Here is a 23,469-nt window from a genome sequence, read left to right on the forward strand (position 1 = left end):
ACATTGAGACTTGGGGATAAAATGGAATGTTAGATTCAGATAAAAAAGTAACAAGCTGTCTATGCGGTAGTGTGAAAATTACAGCAGCTGAGATCAACCCGAAGTTTACCTTATGCCACTGTGATACTTGTAGGGCTTGGGGCGGAGGCCCACTGTTTGCGGTGCAATGCGGGACAGACGTTAAGTTTGAAGGTGCTGACAGTATCAAAGAATACCAGTCTTCCCCTTGGGCAACGCGGGGATTCTGTCATAATTGTGGCACGCATTTATTCTACCGTTTGAACAAAACCGGTAGCTATAATATGCCAGTAGGTTTGTTTCCTGATCTAGCCATGACCATGCAATATTTTAGCGACCAACGTCCAGACTACTATTGCTTCTCGAATCAGACTCAGGAAATGACTAAAGCTGAAATTGAGGCTTACTTTGCTTCTCTTTACTTGTAAGAATAGTCTAGTAACAATAGCCTAGTAAGAATAGCTATGCACTTAAACACATCCATTGCTCACTACAAAACCTATTAAAGATAAAGGTATCAAAATGAAACGGTTTTTTACTGGTCTATTAATATTGTTAAGCGTCTTGTCTTTCAACGCCTGGTCAAATGACGACGTCTTGAAGCGAGCTTATCAATCGCAGCAAAGCGATATTCAAGTTAAGGGGTCAGGTAAAGTTACGCGAATATTACCCGATGACAATGACGGTTCCCGCCATCAAAAATTCATCTTACGTTTGAAGAATCGTCAAACCATCTTAGTCGCCCATAATATTGATTTAGCACCTCGCATTAATAATTTAAAGGTCGGTGATTTTGTGCAATTTTACGGTGAATATGAGTGGCATAGCAGAGGTGGGGTTATTCACTGGACCCATAAAGATCCGCGTAATAATCACCAGCACGGTTGGTTGAAGCATCGAGGTCGGGTTTATAACTAGTTCACCTAAATTCGATTAAGTGAACAATGAAAGCCAAGCATTTGCTTGGCTTTCAAGGGCCTCGGATTTGTTAATTATAAATATTTCAACCTGTAGAGATCCTTCATCCTAATAAGAGAAGCCCTAGGCTTAGCCGACGCAAGGTCAATCGACACGTTTAGTGGGTGTGCGTTATAGGCTTTATTAAGTTCGAAAGCGTCCTAGTAAGGTTGTTAACTGTTCTGATACTCGGGTTAAATCTGCACTGTTTTCCGCAGTTTCTTGCGCTCCAGTCGAAGTTTGTTGCACTTTACCTAAAATATCGTGTACAGATTGATTGATCTCTTCACTCACAATGCTCTGCTGTTCGCCAGCGGTCGCAATTTGAGTGTTCATGCCGTTAATTGCAGATACAGACTCGGTAATACTATTCAGTGATTGACCTGCAGTTGTCGCATGTTTGACACAGATGGCCGCGTGATCGCGACTTATATTCATTACAGTCACAGCACTATTGGCATTACGCTGTAAGCTTTCTATCATTTGTTGAATCTCTTCTGTTGAAGTTTGTGTACGCTGAGCCAATGTACGTACTTCATCAGCAACGACAGCAAATCCACGACCTTGTTCACCCGCTCGCGCGGCCTCAATGGCTGCATTGAGCGCTAATAAGTTAGTTTGGTCGGCAATACCGCGGATCACATCTAACACTGCTGTGATGGTATTACTGTCTTGCTCTACTTTTGCGATTGCATTAACCGCACTTTGGATCTCACGGGATAAAACATCAATACTGGTAATTGCCTGGCTAACAACATGCTGGCCATTGATTGCTTGATTGTCAGCTTCAGATGCGGCAGATGCAGCACTGTTGGCATTATTTGCTACGACTTGTACCGTCGAGGCCATTTCACTAATCGCTGCCGAGATTGAATCTAAAGCTTGTTGTTGCTCTGTTACTGAGTTGTTGGTGTCTTTTGCTGTAACGGTGAGTTGAGAAGCGGTAGTCGAAAGCTCGAGTACGGAGTCACTCACCTGATTGACAAGCACTTGAATATTTGCAGAAAATTGATTAAATCCGCGTGCTAAATCAGCTAATTCATCTGTACCTTTATCATTTAAGCGCGCACTAAGATCGCCTTCACCGTGTCCGATTTCCTGCATTGCCGCAACAACTTTGTCGAGCGGGGTAAACACATATTTAATTGAGAACATGATTATCAATACTACACAGATACAGACAAATATTTGCACAATTAATGCTAATTCCAGCCAAAAATTGGCTTGTGTATTGGCGTCTTCCAATGTTTTTGCTGTACGTCGGTCGATAGATGTAAAGAAAGCATCAAGAGGCTGCATGATTTTGGCTATGCCATTTTCATAATTACGATCAAATAAAATGCGTAATGCAAATTGTTGTGTTGTTTCGTTTGTAAGAGCAGAGAAAGGGCCCATAACAATTCGACCCTGTTTCATGCTGTTCATTGCTTGTTCTTCGGTTTTAATTAGATCGTTGGAAAGTTGGCTTGCTTGTGCAAGTAAATCAAATTCTGTTTGCGAGAAATTCAATTCACGCATGATATCACTTTGTTTTTTCACTTGCCCTGGATAGAGCGCCGCATTTACATTGGCGGGGCGAGCACTTTGACCTGAGCGCCATTTCACAATATTCCAATATTGTTCTGAATACGTTTGTTCTCCCGTGGCAGCATAACTGCGTGCTAAACGAGTTAAATTCATTGACGAGTGACGAAACTCATCGGCAAGCACAAATGAAAGATAACGTGTTTTACTTGCACTAATTTGTTGATCATTTTTACTCGAGCCTATCAATTCAGCAATAATCGCTATGATGATCATGGCAGTTAAGAGGAATAAAATAGTAATTAGTTTGGTTCTTATTTTCATAAATCCCTTTATCCTAGGAAAAATAATTGCCTGTTGTGGCATATATGTTTGAGCGGGATCAGTCGACAGATCCTGTAAAATGGTTATCCGATACAATATTCCATTATCTAACCAGTGTTTATTTAGTGGATGTTTAGTGGCTATTTAGTGGCTATTTAGTGGCTATTTTCAAAAAATTAAAGATTGTGGATTCTAAATTGAGTCAAAATCAATAGACATTGTTTTTATTATAAAAAGATATTTCCATTTTATGATTAACGATATATCTGTTTGTTAATTGAACTCCGACCAGTGATATTAATGTATATATGTATACGTGTATATATGTATATATGCATATTCTCAGGTATTTAATGATAAAATCCTGTTGCACACAGCTAACTCTAATGAAGTATGTCAGGCTGATTTGACTGAGTATGGCCTCGGCTAAAATCAATGGGACGGAATAATCTCAATCTTTTATCCACTACCTGCATTAATAAGAAATGTATGCGTCAAAAGGGGAATACAGGTTTATAAAAAGGCGGAGTGTTCTTACTTGAAGCATAAGCTTTACAGCAAAACATCTCCCTAACCCACAGTATTAATCTGGCGAAGGCGTTAGTCTTTAACAATAATTAATAAAGCACACTACAGTTTTGATTAAACAGCGCTTTATCGATAAATTTGGGGGATTATGACAGAGACGAAACAAGGATTGTTATTAACTGGCGGTGGCGCGAGGGCGGCGTATCAAGTGGGTGCGCTCAAAGCCATTGCCGAATTCTATCCGCGTAACCACGGTACACCTTTTAAAGTCATCACAGGTACATCGGCAGGGGCAATCAACAGTTGCGCCATCGCTTGTTATGCCAGTTGCTTCCGCTTGGGGGTGAAAAAGCTTGAATACATCTGGAATAACTTCCACGCCAACCAAGTATTTCAATGCCGTTTTGATGAAATATCACGGCACTTGCTGCTGACCTTCTTATCCAAATTCCAATCGCCGCATGTGGCGCGCCAACCAGTATCCCTGCTTAACAATAAACCCTTACATCAACTGCTGGATCGGTATTTGGATATGCGCCGCATCGATATCAACATTCAACGCCAGCACCTGGATGCTATTTCGATTACCGCGTCTGACTATAACAACGGTGATTCCATTAGTTTCTTTCAAGGTAATCAACAGTTACAAGAATGGCAGCGGGCTCGTCGCAGTGGTTTACGTACACGCTTACACCCCCACCATCTGTTAGCCTCGTCCGCCATCCCCTTGGTCTTTCCTTGTACCCAGATAGGCCGTGATTTTTATGGGGACGGTTCGGTGCATCAACTATCACCACTCAGCCCTGCCATCCATCTTGGCGCAGAGAAGATACTGGTAATAGGTGCAGAGCAGCCACCGCAAACATTCAAACAAGGGGAAGTACGGCAAACCCCATCCGGGGCCGATATCGCTGGGCATCTGCTTGATACTATCTTTACCGATACCTTAAACTCGGACATCGAGCGGTTGAGCCGTATTAATGATACGCTCTCGTTAACACCCACATCACAGCAATCGTCGTTAAGCATGAAACCCATCGGTTTGTTTCGAGTCGCCAATGAGCATGATATTAATGCTATTGCCGATAAATACTTTCACGATCTGCCGATAACCATCCGTACCCTGCTACGTACGATCGGCGTTAACCAAGGTAGCAATTCTTCAATTACCTCTTACTTGATGTTTGAACAAAACTATACGCGGGAGTTAATTAATTTGGGCTATCAAGATGTGCTTAAACAAGAACTGGAATTAAGAGCATTTTTAAATATATAACCTAATCTGCCCAACCGCCTAACAAGCAATGTTCCGCCCGTTTGACATAACGTGAAGGCCCACAAAGCAGTACCACATCGCCCACTTCAAAGATGAAATCCTGATGAACCTGAGTAAGCTCAACTCCTTGTCGACGAATGGCACGATAACTGACTTCTTTTAATTTTACTTCTGCAACGGTTTTACCAATCGCATAAGCACCAAACTCAAGGCGAATAGCGTGTAACCGTTCTAGTACTTCACTTTCTTCAAAAGACATCGTACTTTCGCCACCAAAATAAAAACCGTGTAAATGGTTATAATGGCCTTGCCGTTCGTACTGTAATCGCTTCAAAATACGCTTGATCGGTACCCCTGAAATAGCCAGTACATGCGATACCATCATCAAACTACCTTCTAACGATTCAGGTACCACATCTGTCGCCCCCGCATCATGTAATTTTTGAATATTGGAATCATCGGTGGTTCGCACTAATACCTTGGCTTCGGTTAAAGGTTTGACGATCTTTAATAACTCGATGGCTTTTTCGGTGTCTTTGAAGGTAATAATAATCGACTTGGCTTTTTCGACCCCCAGCATCATTTGAATTTCGCGGCGACTGGCATCACCAAACTCAATTTTTTCACCACCATTTAAAGCTTCCTGTACCCGCACGGGATCACGATCGATCACCGTATAAGGTATGCCTTCAATTTTTAAGAAACGGGCAATAGTTTGGCCACCGCGGCCATAACCACAGACAATCACATGATCAATATATTGCCCTGGAAGTGGTGGTGACAATCCGCTTTTAGATCTCGGCTTAGACTGAAATAACAACCGCCTAACGACCTCTTGGTGGCAATCAATTAACCAAGGTGTCATCGCCATACTGATGATCCCAACGCCCACCAGCGTCGAAATTAGCGGCAAAGGTAATAATGCTAACTTGCCTGCTAATGCCAGTAGTACAAAACCAAACTCACCCATTTGCGCTAACACCAGTCCAGTACTAAGGGCATTACTGCTACTTTCACCGAGCAGTTTGGCAAGGATGAATACCAAGACGATCTTAGTTAACATCATCACCACCAGTACAATGATCAAGCGCGGCCAATCGGCCAGCAAACTCGGTAAGTTGAGTAACATACCGATAGTAATAAAGAACAGCCCCATTAATACATCACGAAAAGGGCGAATATCAGCTTCGAGCTGGTGTCGATAAGGTCCCTCACCTAACATCATGCCCGCTAAAAAAGCCCCTAATGCCATCGACAACCCTAACCAATGGGTGATCAGCCCTGCAATTAACGCCACTAATAAGGTCGACATCACAAACAATTCATCAGAACGGGTTAAGGCAATCTCTTTAAACACCGCCGGTAAGATCCAACGCCCGACAGCCAAGATCAGAAATACCGCAAACAAGCCTTTAACCAATGCCCACCCCATCTGCTCGGCAATCAAGGTAACATTGCCACTTTGCTGCGCCAACAAAGGGATCATAATAAGGAAAGGAACAACAGCAATGTCTTGAAATAACAGTACACTGATCGACAATTTCGACATGCGGGTATTGAGTAGCTTCGATTCTGCTAACTGCTTGATCACGATCGCGGTCGATGACATTAACAACGCCGAAGCCACCACAAATGCTTGTGACCAATACAATGAAGCGAATACACCCAGCACGGTAAAGAGCACACCGACACTTATCACCTGGCCACCACCAAGCCCTAATACCAGATGCCGCATCGATAATAACCGCGGTAATGAAAACTCTAAACCCAATGAGAACATCAGAAAAACAACACCCAGCTCGGCAAACAATTCAATATCAGCTTGTTCGACAATCAGTTGAAAACCAAAAGGCCCGGCAATCACACCCGTCGCCAGGTAAGCCAGGATCGGCGGTAGGTGAATACGCTGAAATAACGCCACAAGCGCAACCGCGAGAGAAAGTAATAGGATGATATCAATAAACAAATTATTACCTCCGAAACAGTTAAGCAGACGTTATCGATAAGCAACCAACAATAATAAATACAATGCCATTAAAGAATATGTACTAGCGCCCGATTTAACAAGTTAGGGCAAGGATCAATAAAAAGATCACCATTAATTTAACTATAAACTTTTTTAAATAATGGTACGTAATATGCATGTTTTATCGTTACACTAATTATTGTAATTTTTTTGACAGAGGTAAAAATGGATAACTTAAGCATCATCAATACCCCTAAAACACATACACATTATGGGTTTACTGCGCCAAAACGGCAGCAGAAATTGACGTCTTCGCAAACCATTGCTACTTTAAAAAAGTTACAGACCAGCTTAGATGTCGATTCTTTGTTACATAACTTTGCCGCTATAGCGGCACAGCATGTCCGTTTTACCGCGCTAAGCTTTACCGATGAAATGAACAACATCCATTTAAAAACAGACTGCTCTGCGACGTTTCAACAAAACTACCATTTGGCTGTCGCAGGTAAAGATCTTGGTTCCTTGCGGTATAGCTCAGTAAAACCATTGAAGATTAGTGAACTGAGCATATTAAAAGAACTACATCAGCTATTAGAGACCAACCTGATGCATGCCTTGATGTTACAAGAAATGCAGGTCCGGATCATGAAAGATCATCTAACCGGTTTAGATAATCGCGCCAGTTTTGATGAGAACATTAAACGTTCTTACAGTCTCTGCCAACGTCATAAATCAAACATGGCGTTATTAGTGACTGACTTAAATGATTTCAAACGGGTAAATGACACTTATGGTCATCCCTTTGGTGATAAGATTCTGAAACATTATGCGCACGTATTACAGCGTAGTATTCGTAATAGTGATGTGGCATTTCGCTTGGGTGGTGATGAGTTTGCGATCATCCTACAACCAGCGTCAGTCCAGTCAACACGCTTAGTCATCGAACGTATTGATAGTGAAATTAAAAATGATGTTTTGCTTAGCGAGTTCAATATCACGTCGGCAATAGGCTCGGCAACTTGGCGTGCAGGTGAAACCATTGAAAGTTTGTTTAAACTCGCAGATGAAGACCTTTATAACAATAAATTCAACACCAAATAAAAAAGCTCAGCAAATTAAATTTGATGAGCTTCATTGAGTATAGAACAGCTTGACGTAGCATTGCCTGTTATTTTGGTATCTGTTATTTTGGTATCTGTTATTTACGTATCTATTATTTACGTAATAACCTTAATGCATTTGCTGTTACCAATGCAGTCGCACCTGAATCCGCTAAGATAGCTACCCATAGTCCAGTAAACCCTAATAGGGTTGTCACCAGGAATATCGCTTTAAGCCCAACGGCTAAACTAATATTTTGTTTAATATTGGTGAGTGTCGCCTGACCCAGTTCCACCATTTGTGGTAATTCAATTAACCGATTATGCATGAGTGCTACATCGGCCGCTTCTAACGCGACATCTGTCCCACCGCCCATCGCAATACCTAAGCTGGCACTTTTCATGGCTGGTGCATCGTTAATACCATCACCCACCATCGCAGTATCTTTGTCTTGGCTCAGTTCACCAACAATGCGTGATTTGTCTTCTGGCAATAGTTCGGCGCGGTATTCCATGCCTAACGAATCGGCAATCACTTTCGCGGTGCGGCGGTTATCACCGGTTAGCATCACCGTATTAATACCGAGTTTTTGCAGTTGTTCCACCGCTTGACGGGCATCGTCACGAATACTATCCGCCAGCGCGACTAAACCAATAACTTGCTCATCTTGCAGGACGACAACCGTAGTATTGCCCCCATTTTCAAGATCTTCGATAGCCGTGCGTACATGTGCTAATTCAGCAAGTTGCGCGGTCATGTGATGCGGGGCGAGCAGTTTTATTAACTGTGCTGAACCACCCAGCAGTACTTCACCTTGCACACCTAAACCCGCTAATGTTTGGTCATTGCTAACGGCCAATAAAGCCACTGATTTGAGTTCCGCATGGGCGAGGATCGCAGTTGCCAGTGGGTGATTTGAGGTTTGCTCGATACTGGCAGCAAGTTGTAATACTTTAGCTTCATCATCAATGAAGCTCACCACACTTGTTACTTCTGGTACACCTTGGGTCAAGGTACCGGTTTTATCAAAGGCGATTTGTTGGATACGACCAATCTGCTCGAGCGCCGCACCACCTTTCACTAATACGCCACGTTTACTGGCGGATGATAATGCCGATGTTACCGCTGCGGGTGTTGAGATCACCAAAGCACAAGGACACGCAATCAGTAGCAATGTTAAGCCTTTATAGACCCACTCAGTCCAATCACCACCAAATAATAAAGGTGGCACGACGACGACCAATAACGCGAGGAACATCATTGCCGGTGTATACCAACGACTGAATCTATCGAGGAAACGTTCGATTGGCGCTTTGTTTTCTTCTGCGTCTTCAATGAGATGTAAAATACGATCAATCGCATTGTTACCCGGCTCTGATACCACACGTAATTGCGCGAGACGGTTCACAGCCAGACTACCCGCCATCACAATATCGTCAGCTTGGTGTTCAACAGGTACCGATTCCCCCGTTAACGCACTTTCGTCAAAACTAATACCAGATGCTAATAACGCGCCGTCAGCAGGTAGCCTATCACCGGGTTTAATTTCGATAATATCGCCTGGTTGTAAATCACTTGCAGCGACAACGATACGCTTATCATCCACAATTGTTGTGGCTTCTTCAGGCACCAGCGACATTAATGATTTAACACCTTTACGTGCTTTACCTGCGGCAAACGATTCCAGTTTCTCACCAACCATGAACAGTACTAATACCATCGCAGATTCCGCAGTTTCCCCTAAGATAAGCGCACCGACAGTCGCCACTGACATCAATGTTTCGATGGCAAATGGGGTACCCGAACGGGCTAATTTAATCGAGCGGTTAATAACAGGAATAACGCCAAACACACTCGCAAAGGTAAATAACCACTGACTGGCATCACTGTTAAATTGCGTCAGAATAGCAGCAATAACAATCGCACTGACTAAGGTGATGGCATGCCAATGCTCGCGCAGGTTTTGCTGTAATGAAGCGTCGTCGTCAGTGTTTATGGGCTTTTTACCCACTTGTTGTAACTTGAAACCGACATTAACGACGGCATCATTGACTTGCATTTTGATGCTATCAACAGCAGTACTACTATTGTCGTGGTCGATATCAACAAGTAATTTTTCGGTCGCGAATGCAACACGGCATTGCTTAACTTGGGGTAAGGCTTGAACGGCTTTTTCTACTTTACGGGCACAACTTGGGCAATCCATGCCAGTCACTAACCAGGATAAACGGGCAGTTAAACTTCTGGACTCGGGTTCCTCATCATCAGCAATAAGTTCATTTGATGCTGTGTGTGCGCAGCAAGAATCACTGCTACTGCTTGCAGATGTTGAATGGTGTTCATCACTATGTTGGTGTTCGTGTACGTGCGTTTTGCTGTGATCGTTAGCACAACATCCTTGATTTGTTTTTGGTGCTGTCGCTGTGGCAGCGTTACCGTTACATGACATAAGTTTATCCTCGTAAATAGAATTGTTGTTATTAATATAAATACCAGTTAAGCGTTCAAGCTAGTTAACTTACATATTAATATATATTCATATTAACTTTCATTCAAGTGTAAAAACAAAAAAAGCGAACACAAGTGCTCGCTTTTCATTTTGGTCATCACTATTTTTGAGTGAGTCAGCTTAATCCGACGATAACAATTCTGACTTCAGTTGGACTAAGAAGTCACGCATATAAACACTGCGTCGTTGTGCTTCAGCCTTTGCCGCCTGGGTGTGCATGCTATCACCCAGCGTTAGTAGCTTGGTAAAAAAATGATCTAAGGTATACACATTATCATCCGGCTCGCGTTCTGCACAGAGTGGATCAATACTGCTATACAACTGACGGTTTAGCTTGCCCCCGACTAAAATACAACGGGCGATACCAATAGCACCGAGTGCATCCATACGATCAGCATCTTGTAATATTTTCGCCTCCAAGGTTTCCGGCGTAATATTCGCACTAAAGCTATGTGCGACGATGGCATGATGAATAGCCCTGTGATATTGCTGGGGATAGTTAATCTCTTGTAAGTACGCCACAGCGCGGTCGGCAGCTAACAACGAGGCTTGCTTGCGCTGCGGGTGATCTTTAGCAACTGAAACACAATCATGCAACCAGGCTGCTGGCTCTAAGATCGCCAACTCTGCGCCTTCAGACTCGGCCAATTGCCTAACAGTCGCCACCACGCGTTCAATATGGTCGATATCATGGGCGCGATCGGCACACCCCAGTTGGGTTAAAAATTCAATAAATAGATTACGCATAATACTCTCGTTAAAATAACGCGTGAAGCTAGAAGCTTTAAGCTTTAATAAAAATTATTCATGCTCGGTCACGTGACAAGCCAGATCATGTACCACATGACGAATATGGTGATCATCCAATCGATAGAGGATTTGTTTACCTTGACGTTCAGAACGTAAAATACGCGCTTCACGTAAATGACGTAAATGATGGCTGGTCAGTGATTGTGACATACCGGTAACCGCTGATAACTCAGAGACAGGAACAGGGCCAGCCATACAGGCAAGCACTAAGCGGATACGGCCTTCATCGCCTAACAAATGAAAAAGATGCGCAAGAGAAGCAATATGCTGATCATCTAATGCCGGTAATTCAGCATTACATTGTGGTTCTGGGCAACATTGAGATTCTAATTTTGGCATTCTGCCCCGCTAAGATAAAAATGGATGAAAGGAAAGTGTAACACTTAAGGTCACAGGGGCAACACCTACCGGGTTTGCAGATCAAAAATGCCAGCCTAATATACACGAATAGCGCATACTCAGCTGGCATTTTGTTTATTACATTGACGGCCCCAGAGGCACCGTCAATGTTAGTGATTTAACGCATTAGATAAACGCTAGTTTCGCAATGAATACCACAGCCAATACATTCATACCTAAAGACACATCGGCAGAACGACCTGTACCATGCTTAATGATAGTGAATGATAAGAAGCCTAAGATAATACCGTCAGCGATTGAATACGTTAACGGCATCATGATTGCAGTGATTGCCGCTGGTACGTAATCGGTAAATTCATCCCAGTTAACTTTATGTAAACTGCCAACCATTAAGAAAGCAACATAGATCAACGCACCCGCAGTCGCATAACCAGGTACAATCTGGGCAATCGGCGCAAAGAACATCGATGCTAAGAATAACAGACCAACAACAACCGCAGTTAAACCAGTACGACCACCTTCGGCAATACCGGCATTACTTTCGATATATGTTGTTACCGGTGGACAACCAATTATCGCACCAGCAACACTGGCAACACTGTCTGCTGTTAAGGCTTTGTTTAGATTTTCAATTTTGCCATCTTTGTTGTACATATTAGATTTTTCAGCCACACCAATCATAGTGCCAGCGGTATCAAACATGTTAACAAATAGGAATGCTAGGATGATACTGACCATAGATACGTCTAATGCACCCATTACGTCCATTTTCATGAATGTTTTTGACAAACCCGTTGGTAGTGATACCACTTGGTCTGGTAGGCTTACTAAACCCATAATTACACTGATCGCAGTAGTAACAACAATACCGATTAACACCGCACCAAATACTTTACGCGTTGCTAAGATAGCGATAATTAAGAAGCTTAATGAACCTAAGATAACTTTAGGATCATGGAAGTTACCCAGTGTCACTAACGTTGCAGGGCTTGCAGTGATGATACCTGCAGCTTTTAAACCAATAATACCTAAAAACAGACCAACACCCGCTGTCATTGCGTAGCGCAAGCTGCTTGGAATGCTATCGATGATCCAGCTACGTAGTCTCGTCACACTCATCAATACAAATACAATGCTTGAAATGAATACCGCACCTAATGCAACTTCCCACGTATAGTCCATGCCCTTTACGACAGCAAAGGTAAAGAAGGCATTAAGCCCCATGCCTGGCGCTAGACCCACAGGCCAGTTCGCATAAAGACCCATGAAGATACAGCCAATTGCAGCACTTAATGCTGTTGCAACGAATACCGCTTGGTAGTCCATGCCTGCAATAGACATGATATCAGGGTTAACAAATAGGATATAAGCCATGGTAACGAAAGTCGTTAAACCTGCCATTACTTCTGTTTTAATCGTGGTGTTATGTGCTTTTAGCTTGAACAACTTTTCCAGCAAAGTTGCAAAAGCAGACGTGTTTGTTGATTCAGAGGTAGACTGACTTGCGGTATTCATTAAAGTACTCACTTTTTAATTCGTTCATCTTACTCACTGTATAACAGCGGTTGTCTGTACTTATTGCTCTTTCAGCAACTGATAGATACAAACCAAGATGACTGGTTGTTTAATAAATGGCTGTCGCATAGCGGAAAAGTGGAAAGTTCTAAGCTGACAATTATTAAATAACCGGATTTAAAATATAGGTAATTATTACCTGCTATATTCACTTTGTGAACGGCGGGATTATCTGCTAATTTGAGTTGAATTGAAAGTTTTTTGTCATTAAAGCATACTTTTATTATATAAAACTATGATTTCAGTGAACATTATGGACCAAACTCCTAAAAGTATAGTTTTAGCTAAAAAATACCAGCACGCAGCTGGTATTTTTAATATAAACCAGTAAACGTTTACTGGTTTATATTGGCTTAAACAGGATTACCTAAGTAACAGAAGAAGTGGGCCGGAATCATTACACGGTACGAAATTACGTGTTTTGTAACGATGCTTAATAATTATATCAATGTCATCAATTGAATCTATATTAATTATTTCACCACCTCTGTCACTTAACTGCAGTGATAATCGCCATCCAGTTGCAGCAACACTGCGCTCTTTAAAGCTATATATTGGGTTTACTAACTCCTTGTTACCATCCAATATACTAATATTTGCTTTTACATTCTCACGATGGTTATTTTTAAATGTCATCGTATCCTGATTTGCATCCCAAAAGCGTGCATCGTAAGCAATCATTTCATTTTCAATTACTGGTGCTAAACTATCTCGATTATCAATTACTTTACCTGGCGTAGGTGTTCTAAAGTAACTTGAGCCACCGTAGGTTAAGTATGCCCTAGTGTCTGTTTCATCTGAGTAATAACTGGATGTATTAATATTGATATACATGGAGTCAATTTTATCACCGTAATTACCACCATCAATTAAACAAGACAAGTCTGTGTCAGAACCTACAATTGGCCCTGCAAATAGATTCGTTCTTGGAAATGATTTTGCAGTGCTAAATTCAGCTGTTAACCAGTATGCAGATCCGACATTACGACTTAAAGTGTGTAATTTAGCGGTAAATGCCTCATCAGCATTCAACATTCCCGGTCCACCTTGTGGGTCTGGATACATTTTATATTCGCCATTTTCTCTTTCAACATAACCAAAAATATCTTTTTTCAGCGAAATTGTATCTTGCGCAAGTTGGGTTGGACGGGTGCCTCTACGCGCATCAAAGCTTTGTAAACTATTATAGAAATCTTCCAATTGCCAAATAGTATATAAAGAAAATAACCCTGATTTACTGTAACCTTTACTTAAATCTTTAAAATCCTCCTGCCATTTATATTCCAACGCACCTACAGCATAGAATAACCACTCTTGGACTTGTTCAAAGGCAAGTTTAGCTTTATTTACGTCATTGGTTAATCGTGTAAAGTGGATTGGATCTGCATAATAACGAGTTTTCAGCGTCTGATCATAAGCGTTAATTTGTGTAATTATACGCTGTGCTTGCTTGAGAAAACCTGAAAGCTTTTCATTTTCAATGATGATTGTATTTTTAGCTCGGGCGATATCCCAGTCTGCCGTTGCCAATTGCTGAGTCCAGTTTGCTATGCGAGCTTTAGAATTAATATCTAATAAACGTCGCTCAGAACTAATAATCACAGCACGCTCCAGCGCTGACATTATTTCAATATACGTCTTAGGATCTTTAATGCTCCTATTTTTGATATCATCGTGTAATGAATCTATTGCAGAAGTTAACTCATCAACAGACACTAACCCGTCATCTCTAATGAATTTGTTCATAAAAGAAAGCATGGCATCCAATTCTTTACCTGATATAAAGCTATCGTTCCTATCTGAAGAAGATCTTATATAGTCATTTAACAAAACGTTAACATCACCATATTGAATATAGATTTTTTCGAGGACTTGAGAAACCCCTTTTTCTTCCTCTAAACGAGCACCTTCTATAGTTATTGCTTTTTTTATGTTTTCTTTTTCTTGTTTAGCGCGTTTTAGATCGATATTGGCCATATTCATAAGGTTGTACTGCTGTGATATTTGACTCCCCTCTCGCGCCTTATTATCGGTTAGACAGTTATTCGTTCCATTTTCCAAGCTACAGCCAAGTAATAGATAAAGCTGATTATTTAAGTTACGGTGGGTCTCACTGTAATACCCCGCGTAATTATCCAGATTATATTGGTAAGTGTTTAAACTATCTTCAGCTCTTTTTTGAGCTTGCTTTGCAGATGAAATAAGCCCATCTTCAGTGATGATTTTTTTTATGGCGTTATATGAATCATAAGTAAAATTACCATCAATACCATAGCCCTGAATTAATAACACAGTATCGAATGGCATATTCAAGATGTTAAACTTGCCGCTGACCCAACGCGAAGATGTTGCTAAGTCATTTAAGTGTTCATTCACCTGTCCAAGCAACTGGGGAACACTTGAGGCGAAGCTTGCTTGTCCAAGTTTTTCTGTTCCAAACAGCGTTTGTAATCTGGCTAATTTAACACTTAGATCTTCTCGCGTATTATCTAACTCATCTTGTTCAACGCTTAATCCTTGACGAACTTGTAATTTTGCAATAGCTAATGTTTGCTCTGCAACACGATTCATGAGGTCAAGCACTAAAGCCACATCTTTAAAGTCAGCGGTTAATTTAGGTGCAGTCTCATCAATTGGGTTATAAATTCCTCGTTTAGGCACTAGGTCAAAGTAAATGTCGCGATTCTCGGAGATAACTATCCAATAATTATCCAGAGTGTTTCGTAGTGTGTTTAGCGCTTCCTCACGTAACTGATATTCGCTTTCAATATTGGCCTCTTCACCTAATGTTAACCAATCAATTTGAGCTTGATCTATGTTTTGCTGAGCAAGGATCATATCGGCCGCAGCGCGATCGTAATATACATCTAGCAGGAGGTGAGAGAGTCCCAGATCTTCTTTTTTAGCTTGATTTAAAAATTTATTCAGTTCTTGTACCTTAGTGCTAGCCTGAATTTTATTATTTTCATGCCAAAAAGTACCAAAATCTGAATTAATTAGAATTTCATTTAACTGTGGGCTACTAATATCAAGATTATACAAATTAGTTAGGTAACTAAATATAGCCTTAGTATCAGCTGGATTTAGCGGATAAGTAGCTTGAACTAACGCCTTAATTGGATCGGTCAAAGTTGCCGCTTGACGCTCAAAAGACTCACATTGGTTATTATTTAAATCCCCCAATTTACAGTATTTTATCGGTACAGAAAAGTTATTTGAATCGCACATCCCACCACCTCCAGGTCTACCGCTGTAACCAGAAGGACAAGTCCTTTTGGTCGGTTTAAATGATGATGTACATTTCTCATATTTAGTTATATATTTGTAGCCTCCCATCCACGGTACTCGGATAGTATAAGGGGCTGTTTTAACGCAGGTTTTTTTTATACATGATTGCCTGTTGTTATTGTAGCCCGCAGGGCAAGAATCAGTAGTCCCTATACTACTACGACACTGATTGTTCTTCATAAATTGACCCTTAGGGCATTTCAGTGATGGACCAGTATGTACGATCAACTTGCTGCAAGTTCTTCCTTCTAATGAAGCACCGCCTTCGCAACTAAAATACTTAAATTCGTCCCCCAAATTGGGATATTCAAGGTAGCGTCTATATTCTTTCCCGCTAGCAATCGCTTGGGAAGAAAAAACAATACAAAGTATCATTGTTAAATAGAGTTTTATTCTGAGCATGATTATTTATTCACCTAGTGTAGAGTTGTTGACATTTTATTTTACTAATACGTACTTATTAGGTGGTGTATAACTAGTTAATAACGGCTTTTAAAGACAAAAACACTGGTTTTGATACTTAGCCTAGGTTTTGTCAATGGAGACCGTGACAAGCATCAGGAAACAGACTTTAAAATAATAAATGAATTGACTTATTACAAATATTTACACTTAATTGCACTTCTTTACATTAAAATCAATGTGATAGCACAGTATTCGACAATTTAAATTAACGTCTGCATTAGATGGTGGCAATAATTATGGGGCTATCACAGCTGCTTACCACTTATCCTCTAAAGTAGTTTTTAATCTCGATGATCATGACTAGAACAGTTGAATATACGGATATCCATATAAAGGAATTTTGAATGAATTTTTTAGTTGTCATTAACATTCGGGTTATTTTTTTGGTGATCGCGTGTTGCTGTGCTTGGGGGGCATATGCCAGTGAGCCGAGCGCTGTCTCCCCTACAATTTTATCTTTGCCTTCTGGGCCAGGAACCATCCAAGGGCTTGGTGAGGGTTTTACAACACAATTGAATACAGGCACTAGCCAAGATGTACTTAACTTTGACCTACCCTTAGGCCGTAATCAATTAACTCCTGTCTTATCGGTCGTGTACGACAGTGGGTTTGGTAATGGTTTACTGGGGATAGGGCGACGATTAAGCGTACCTTATATTCAACGCCAAACCACTAATGGGCTACCTCATTACGATGACAGTGAGTCAGATGTATTTATCAATCACCAGGGCGCAGAATTAGTTCATATTGGTGCTGACGAGTATCGCGCCAAAATTGAAGGACAATTTGTTAAATATCAGCAACTCGATCAAGGTTGGCGTATTTATCTGCCTAATGGTCAAGTTTGGTTATTAGGTCAAGACAACTCAGCTCAGCATAGTGATAGTTCTGGACAAAAGGTTTTTCAGTGGTTTATACAAAGCATTACCGACAGTAATGGTAATCAAATCAACTACTATTACGACAAATTTGATAACACCCAAGCGGTATATCTCACGCAAATAGATTATAATAATGGCGATAGTATCGTTGAACTTGAGTATGAATCACGTCCCGATCCAATTGTTTCATTTCTACCTACCTTTGAGTTAACAAAAGCATTTCGTCTTAAGAAAATAATAACTTTCAACTATACAAATCGAGTGGCCAATTATCAATTTGATTATGAAATAACGACACAATGGCAGTCCTTGTCTCGCTTAGTTTTAGTATCAAAAACGGCTGGAAATGGACAAGATACAGCGCCACCGACACGCTATCGCTACACCGATTTTGATCTTAAAAAAGCCACTAGCCATTACGTTCCTTCTGCCAGAGGTTTTCCTCTGCATAGCCCTGATACAGATTTTATTGATATCAATGCCGACGGGTTGCCAGATGTCCTTAATACTGGATTTTCACCTCATCGATATTGGCTCAATCAAGGGCCTGACTCTAATGGAGAAGTGCAATTTTCAACTATGCAAAAAATGAAAACACATTCTCGAAATCGCTTATCCAGTCCTTCGGTAAAATGGGGAGACATGAACGGCGATGGAAGGGTCAATATGTTAAGCGTTTCTCGTAGTGCAAGTTATATTTTTAAACTGGATGATAGTCACAACTGGCAATTAAATGGCGATCTTGGCCGCCCTAAATTACCAATTAGTAGTAATAATGCAAGATTAATTGATATCAATAATGATAGATTGGCCGATATTTTTGTAACGAATAATAAATCAGCAAATGGTATTTTTGCGCACAGTGTGGCATTAAATACAGGACAAGGTTGGGGTGAACCGATACAAATGCCGATGCCACAAAAAAGTGCTGGCGTTAGCTTGGCTAATCCAACCACATTTATGGCTGATATCAATGGTGATGGACTGACTGATTTGGTTCACATTACCCGATCAACCATGTTTTTCTTTGCTGGACGTGGAACAGATGGCTTCTCTCAGGCTATTGAAATAGATAATTTTAGGTCTATTGGTCGACAAATATTTGATATCCGCCAGGTACGCTTTGCTGATTTAAACCACGACGGTATGGCTGATTTAATTTATTTAAATGGCAGCCGTCTGACAATTTGGCCAAATAGAGGTCGTAATCGTCAACATGAATATTTTTCTTTCGGCGAGTCGCTAACTATTGAACATCCTGACCGATTTGCGCCAAGTGCAGTCAAAATGGCTGATATCGATGGAAATGGAGTGATGGACGTAGTGTGGTATCGCCCTGGAAAACGCGAAAAATCTTTTACTTATTTGACACTGGTTCCAGATGTAATGCCAAATCAGCTACTGTCAGTGGATAACGGTGTAGGTAAGGTATCAAGTATCGAATACGCCAGTGTCGCTTCAGAAATGCTGCGCGACAAAAATGAAAATACACCTTGGCAGCATACCTTGCCAATGGCGATGCAAATAGTAAAACATGTCACAACTAGAGATTCTAGCAAACCGAGCCAAAAAGAGCGTAAAACTTACCAGTATCGAGATGGCTTTTTTTTTGCTAAAGAACGTAAATTTGTGGGATTTCGTCAGGCAACACAAATTGATCCTGCGTCTAAATCAACTAAAGGTGGTAAAACTGTTTATGATTTCTTGCTCGGGCTTGAGGACGAATCGTTGCGCGGTAAAATTAGCCAAATCGAAAAACAAGATGATAAAGGTCGAATTTTTTGGCGTGAAACTCAAACGTGGCAATCAAGACGCTTATTTGACAGCACTGATGATGATCGGTTTGTATCTTTTGCTAGCGTGAAACGTCGAGAGCGAGAATTGATTGAACAAGATCGGGGTACCCCAATTACCTTAGCGTGGGAATATCAGCATGACGATTATGGCAATTTAATTTATCGACATGAATTTGGTCGATTAGATAATGTCTTTAACGATGAACGTAAGACACTTTGGCGTTATAGCGCAGAAAACAGCACTTCTCTTGTGAACTGGCAATTACACAAGCCAGTTGAGAAAATAGTCAAAAATGCAGATGGCGTTATCGCCTCTAAAGAACAATGGTTTTACGACGATGAAAGTTTCAGCGCTAATAATTTGGGGAGTGTAAAAGAAGGAAATCTTACCGCTCATCAGCAATGGGTTAAACCCAATAGTTCCAATAAAACCATATTCACCAAACGACAACGCTATGATCAATACGGCAATGCCGTGGAATTTTTCAGTCCTTTGTATGGTGAGCAGCCAGGTCATCATGTCACTATCAAATATTTGAATGGTTTATACCCCATTCAAGAAAGTTTGCACCTTGGTGGTCAAAGTCTCGTAGCAAAAGCTGAGTATGATACAACCCTTGGGGTTATGACTCAGTTTGAGGATTTTAACCAACAAAAAACGACTCTTCAGTACGATGGCCTCGGCCGCGTGACAGATATTATTGCCCCTGGGGATAGCACCAGTGCCCCTACTCAATCATTTGAGTATCATTACCAAGACACATTTGGTGGTAAAAGAGTAAATTGGATTGGTAGTAAGCAGAGGCTTGTGGCAGGAGGAAAGAGTATCGCTAGTCGTGAATACTTTGATGGTGCTGGTCGAAGCCTGATGAGTGTGGGTGAAACAGAGAAAGGACCCGTGGTGAACCGTCATGTTCAATATGGTCATCGCGGACTAAAGATTAAAAGTTATTTACCTTATTATAGCACCTCATTTGCTTATCATTCTTATACACTGTCCGAGTCGATTGATAGTACTTATGATGCTTTAGGTCGTATATCCAGTAGGCACTACCCGCCAACTCGGAGTCATGGGGCAACTTATTATGAAAATACATATTATCCATTAAAGGTATGGACTAAAGATACCGCACAAACACAAGCGGGCAGTGAGCATTCAGGCTCAGGAAAATGGCTCGTTTATGATGGATTAAATAGGTTAAGAGAAGTGCGTGAAGAAATAGGTATTGACCAGGATGGCGATATAAGCTCAACTCAAGAATGGGTGACGCGCTATGATTATAATGAACTTGGAAATCTTACCCAGTTAGAAGATGCATTTAGTAATGTGCGAACTATGTCTTATGACGGACTAGGGCGAAATATTTTTACTGATGATCCAAACCGGGGGCGGAGCTGGCGTAAATTTGATGCGGCAGGTAATGAAATTTCGTCGTTTAATAGTCGGGGTGTTGCCCAATTCTCAACATATGATGGTATAAATAGATTGCTCACTGAAAGAACTTACACTGATAAATTACAAGTGTCTGCTCTAGGAACTGAATTCCCTCTTTTAGACCGGAGTAAAGCTAAACTGATGACTCGTTTTGTTTATGATAAGAGTCGAGATTTGAGTTTACATAACCTAAAAGGGCAATTGACTGAAGTACATGATCAATCAGGTAAAGCTTGGTTTGGTTATGATGAAAATAATCGTCGTATTATCGATAAACGTCAAATTATCGGTTTAGGGCAAAATACGCCTGTTTATCAAACACAACGTATATATAACAGTGCGGGTAAAGTGACACGGTTAACTTATCCGGATCAAACATTTGTTGACTATCGTTATGGTGCAGGTGGCGAACTTACTGCTATTCCTGGTGTTGTTTCTGAATTATCGTATACCGCATCAGGTCAATTTGAGCAGGTAAGTTTGAATAACGGTATAACCAGCCAATATAGTTACGATGCATTAAATCGACTCAGTTATTTACAAACCAGCCGTAATAAAGACAAGTTAGAATTGCAGGCGCTTGATTATCAATATGATAGAGTTTCTAACCTCCAGCGTATAAATGATAAACGGAATACAACCAGTCTACATACAATTGCCACAGAGCTTGGCTATAGTGGCGTTATTGATGCTTTAGATCAATCAAGAAGCTACACCTACGATGACTGGTATCGCTTATCAACGGAGAAAAACAAAGCTAAGCTAACTGAGTACAAGTTTGATCCAATCGGTAATTTACTAGAAAAGAATATTTCTAACCCATTACAAGATACCCAAAATTTCACGCTTAAATACGGTAGCAGCGGCACTCAGGATAACCAGAACCGATTTGCCCGTTATGGCCGAGCTCCTGGAGAACAGCCAGGACCCAATGCACTCACATTTGGGAAAACAATGATAAAGTATGACGAGCAAGGTAACCGAACTCAAGAGGGTGATCAATATTATACTTGGGATAATAAAAGTCGTTTGATTGAAGTAAGGAATACAGGTCATCAAGCTAAATATAGTTATGATTATAATAATCAAAGACGTATAAAATGGGTGAAAGACAGTGAAGGGAATGAAACGAGTGTACTTTATATTAGTAAAGACGCCGAGATCCGTAATAATAAGTTAATTAAGTTTGTACGATTGGGCTCAAAGCGAATTGCAAAATCGGATATATCCGGTGGTTTATTTGAACCGTCATTATATTATTTGAAACAACATTTAGGCTCGACAGAGTTATCGGTAGATAATCAAGGAAGGCTGGTAAATGCTTTTAACTACGAGCCTTTTGGCGAAGTAGAGGCCGAATTCGGACAAATAGAAAAAACCAATTACCGCTTTACTGATAAAGAGCAAGATAAAGAATCTGGTTTAGGTTATTTTAGTCAGCGTTATCTTGATCATTCGTTTGGACAATTCATCACGCCTGATCCGGTGTTTTCCAGAGGAGAACGCTTTGCCGACCCGCAACATTGGTCACCGTATGCTTATGGTAGAGGAAACCCTCTGAAGTATATTGACCCTAATGGTGAACACCCTATTACTGACTCTTTTGGTATTAGCAATGGATATGCGCAAGCAATGTCTGTCAATGCACAAATGGACTCTATCAGCGCTCAATTTACTCGTAAAGATTATATGCATAGTTTGGCTAACGATATAAAAAATCCCTCCGGTAATATTAGTTTAACTGCGGGATCCCTCGGTCTCGTGTCTTTAGCGTTTGCACCTGAAGCAGCAGCAATTTATGCCACAGTGGCTTTTGGGTCCGGTCTTGTAAATTCTGTAGCAGATCTTGTTGATGGCGATGATGACTTTGATCTTGTAAGTGCGGCTTTGAACGTTTTGAGTCTTAAGGCTTCTAGCGTTGCAACACTCGTATCTAAAGTCGCTATCAAGCCTGTTACGAAAGCTGCAGAGGTCACTACAGATATAGCTGTTTATGGAGCAACAGTTAAACATGTTGAGGCCACTGAAAAGGCTAACTCTAAAACTGAAGCAAAAGAGTCCGATACTCACAAAGGCGGTAGTAATAAGCATGGTAACGATCTGAGTGATAGTGAAAGCAATACAACCCAAGATAACCAAGAGATGACAGAAAATTAGAAATATTTAAATCATAGCCGTGTATCAGAAAATACACGGGCTCGTTAATATTATAAGGCTAAAATTAATATGAAAAAAAATGTTCATTTGTTTCCGAAGAAGAAATATATAAATTTAACTAGAGGACGATTATTCAATTCGATCCTTGGAACAACATTATGCTTTCATATATTTTTGCTCTTATTTGTCTATTCTTTCTTTCCTGACAGTAATTTAAAAATAGAAGATAGTGCAGGTATGTTTGGGATATTGCTTTTGTGCTTGGCATTGGATTTTAGTTTTTTAAAATCATTATGTTTGGTTGATAATAAATATTACTTTTACTTGAAAATGTTTTTGACTATCTCAATTTTGCAAGCAGTTGTAAATTTCATAGTGGGTTGGAATTCATCGTGGCGATATATTTCAGCTACTTTAGGTATGATATATTGTTTTATTTTTACTTTTTATACATCCGCAGTTTTCGAAAGATTAATGAAAAATTAATTTTTAAGTATTG

General features: G+C 40.7%; 12 protein-coding genes. 5 read left to right on the plus strand and 7 right to left on the minus strand.

Features of this window, described 5'->3' with window-relative positions; all coding sequences use genetic code 11:
• The first annotated feature begins 26 nt into the window (after positions 1-26).
• Positions 27-446 (plus strand): GFA family protein, encoded by a 420-nt coding sequence (locus PE36_RS10895; RefSeq protein ID WP_006032079.1) that lies wholly within the window; start codon positions 27-29, stop codon positions 444-446.
• Positions 447-540: 94 nt separating this feature from the next.
• Positions 541-936 (plus strand): DUF3465 domain-containing protein, encoded by a 396-nt coding sequence (locus PE36_RS10900; protein WP_043994431.1) that lies wholly within the window; start codon positions 541-543, stop codon positions 934-936.
• Positions 937-1,119: 183 nt separating this feature from the next.
• On the opposite strand, the gene PE36_RS10905 is transcribed toward PE36_RS10900, so the two are convergent.
• Positions 1,120-2,823, minus strand: coding sequence for a methyl-accepting chemotaxis protein (locus tag PE36_RS10905; RefSeq protein ID WP_006032081.1), 1,704 nt, complete (start codon positions 2,821-2,823; stop codon positions 1,120-1,122).
• A 676-nt stretch (positions 2,824-3,499) separates the two neighbouring features.
• Here PE36_RS10905 and PE36_RS10910 point away from each other — a divergent pair.
• A complete protein-coding gene (locus PE36_RS10910; RefSeq protein ID WP_006032082.1) occupies positions 3,500-4,627 on the plus strand; it encodes a patatin-like phospholipase family protein in 1,128 nt (375 codons plus the stop codon).
• A gap of 1 nt (position 4,628) precedes the next feature.
• Here the strand turns inward: PE36_RS10910 and PE36_RS10915 are convergent, their stop codons facing one another.
• On the minus strand, positions 4,629-6,593 hold the full coding sequence (locus tag PE36_RS10915; protein ID WP_006032083.1) for a cation:proton antiporter: 1,965 nt from the start codon (positions 6,591-6,593) through the stop codon (positions 4,629-4,631).
• Between the two features lie 225 nt (positions 6,594-6,818).
• Here PE36_RS10915 and PE36_RS10920 point away from each other — a divergent pair, with 225 nt between their 5' ends.
• Positions 6,819-7,694 (plus strand): GGDEF domain-containing protein, encoded by an 876-nt coding sequence (locus PE36_RS10920; protein ID WP_006032084.1) that lies wholly within the window; start codon positions 6,819-6,821, stop codon positions 7,692-7,694.
• 112 nt (positions 7,695-7,806) lie between these two features.
• Here PE36_RS10920 and PE36_RS10925 read toward each other — a convergent pair whose 3' ends face one another.
• The 5 genes from PE36_RS10925 to PE36_RS24575 form a co-directional block, all read right to left on the minus strand.
• Positions 7,807-10,143, minus strand: coding sequence for a zinc/cadmium/mercury/lead-transporting ATPase (locus tag PE36_RS10925; RefSeq protein WP_006032085.1), 2,337 nt, complete (start codon positions 10,141-10,143; stop codon positions 7,807-7,809).
• Positions 10,144-10,323: 180 nt separating this feature from the next.
• Entirely contained in the window at positions 10,324-10,950 is a 627-nt protein-coding gene (locus PE36_RS10930) for an HD domain-containing protein (RefSeq protein WP_006032086.1), read from the minus strand.
• Positions 10,951-11,004: 54 nt separating this feature from the next.
• Positions 11,005-11,352 (minus strand): helix-turn-helix transcriptional regulator, encoded by a 348-nt coding sequence (locus tag PE36_RS10935; protein WP_006032087.1) that lies wholly within the window; start codon positions 11,350-11,352, stop codon positions 11,005-11,007.
• A gap of 186 nt (positions 11,353-11,538) precedes the next feature.
• Positions 11,539-12,888, minus strand: a complete 1,350-nt coding sequence (locus PE36_RS10940; protein WP_006032088.1) for an NCS2 family permease — start codon at positions 12,886-12,888, stop codon at positions 11,539-11,541.
• 423 nt (positions 12,889-13,311) lie between these two features.
• On the minus strand, positions 13,312-16,638 hold the full coding sequence (locus PE36_RS24575; RefSeq protein WP_198138599.1) for a hypothetical protein: 3,327 nt from the start codon (positions 16,636-16,638) through the stop codon (positions 13,312-13,314).
• Positions 16,639-17,045: 407 nt separating this feature from the next.
• Here PE36_RS24575 and PE36_RS10950 point away from each other — a divergent pair, with 407 nt between their 5' ends.
• Positions 17,046-22,970 (plus strand): toxin TcdB middle/N-terminal domain-containing protein, encoded by a 5,925-nt coding sequence (locus PE36_RS10950; RefSeq protein WP_157517779.1) that lies wholly within the window; start codon positions 17,046-17,048, stop codon positions 22,968-22,970.
• Positions 22,971-23,469: the final 499 nt, after the last annotated feature.

The sequence above is a fragment of the Moritella sp. PE36 genome, from assembly GCF_000170855.1.
Lineage (GTDB): Bacteria > Pseudomonadota > Gammaproteobacteria > Enterobacterales > Moritellaceae > Moritella.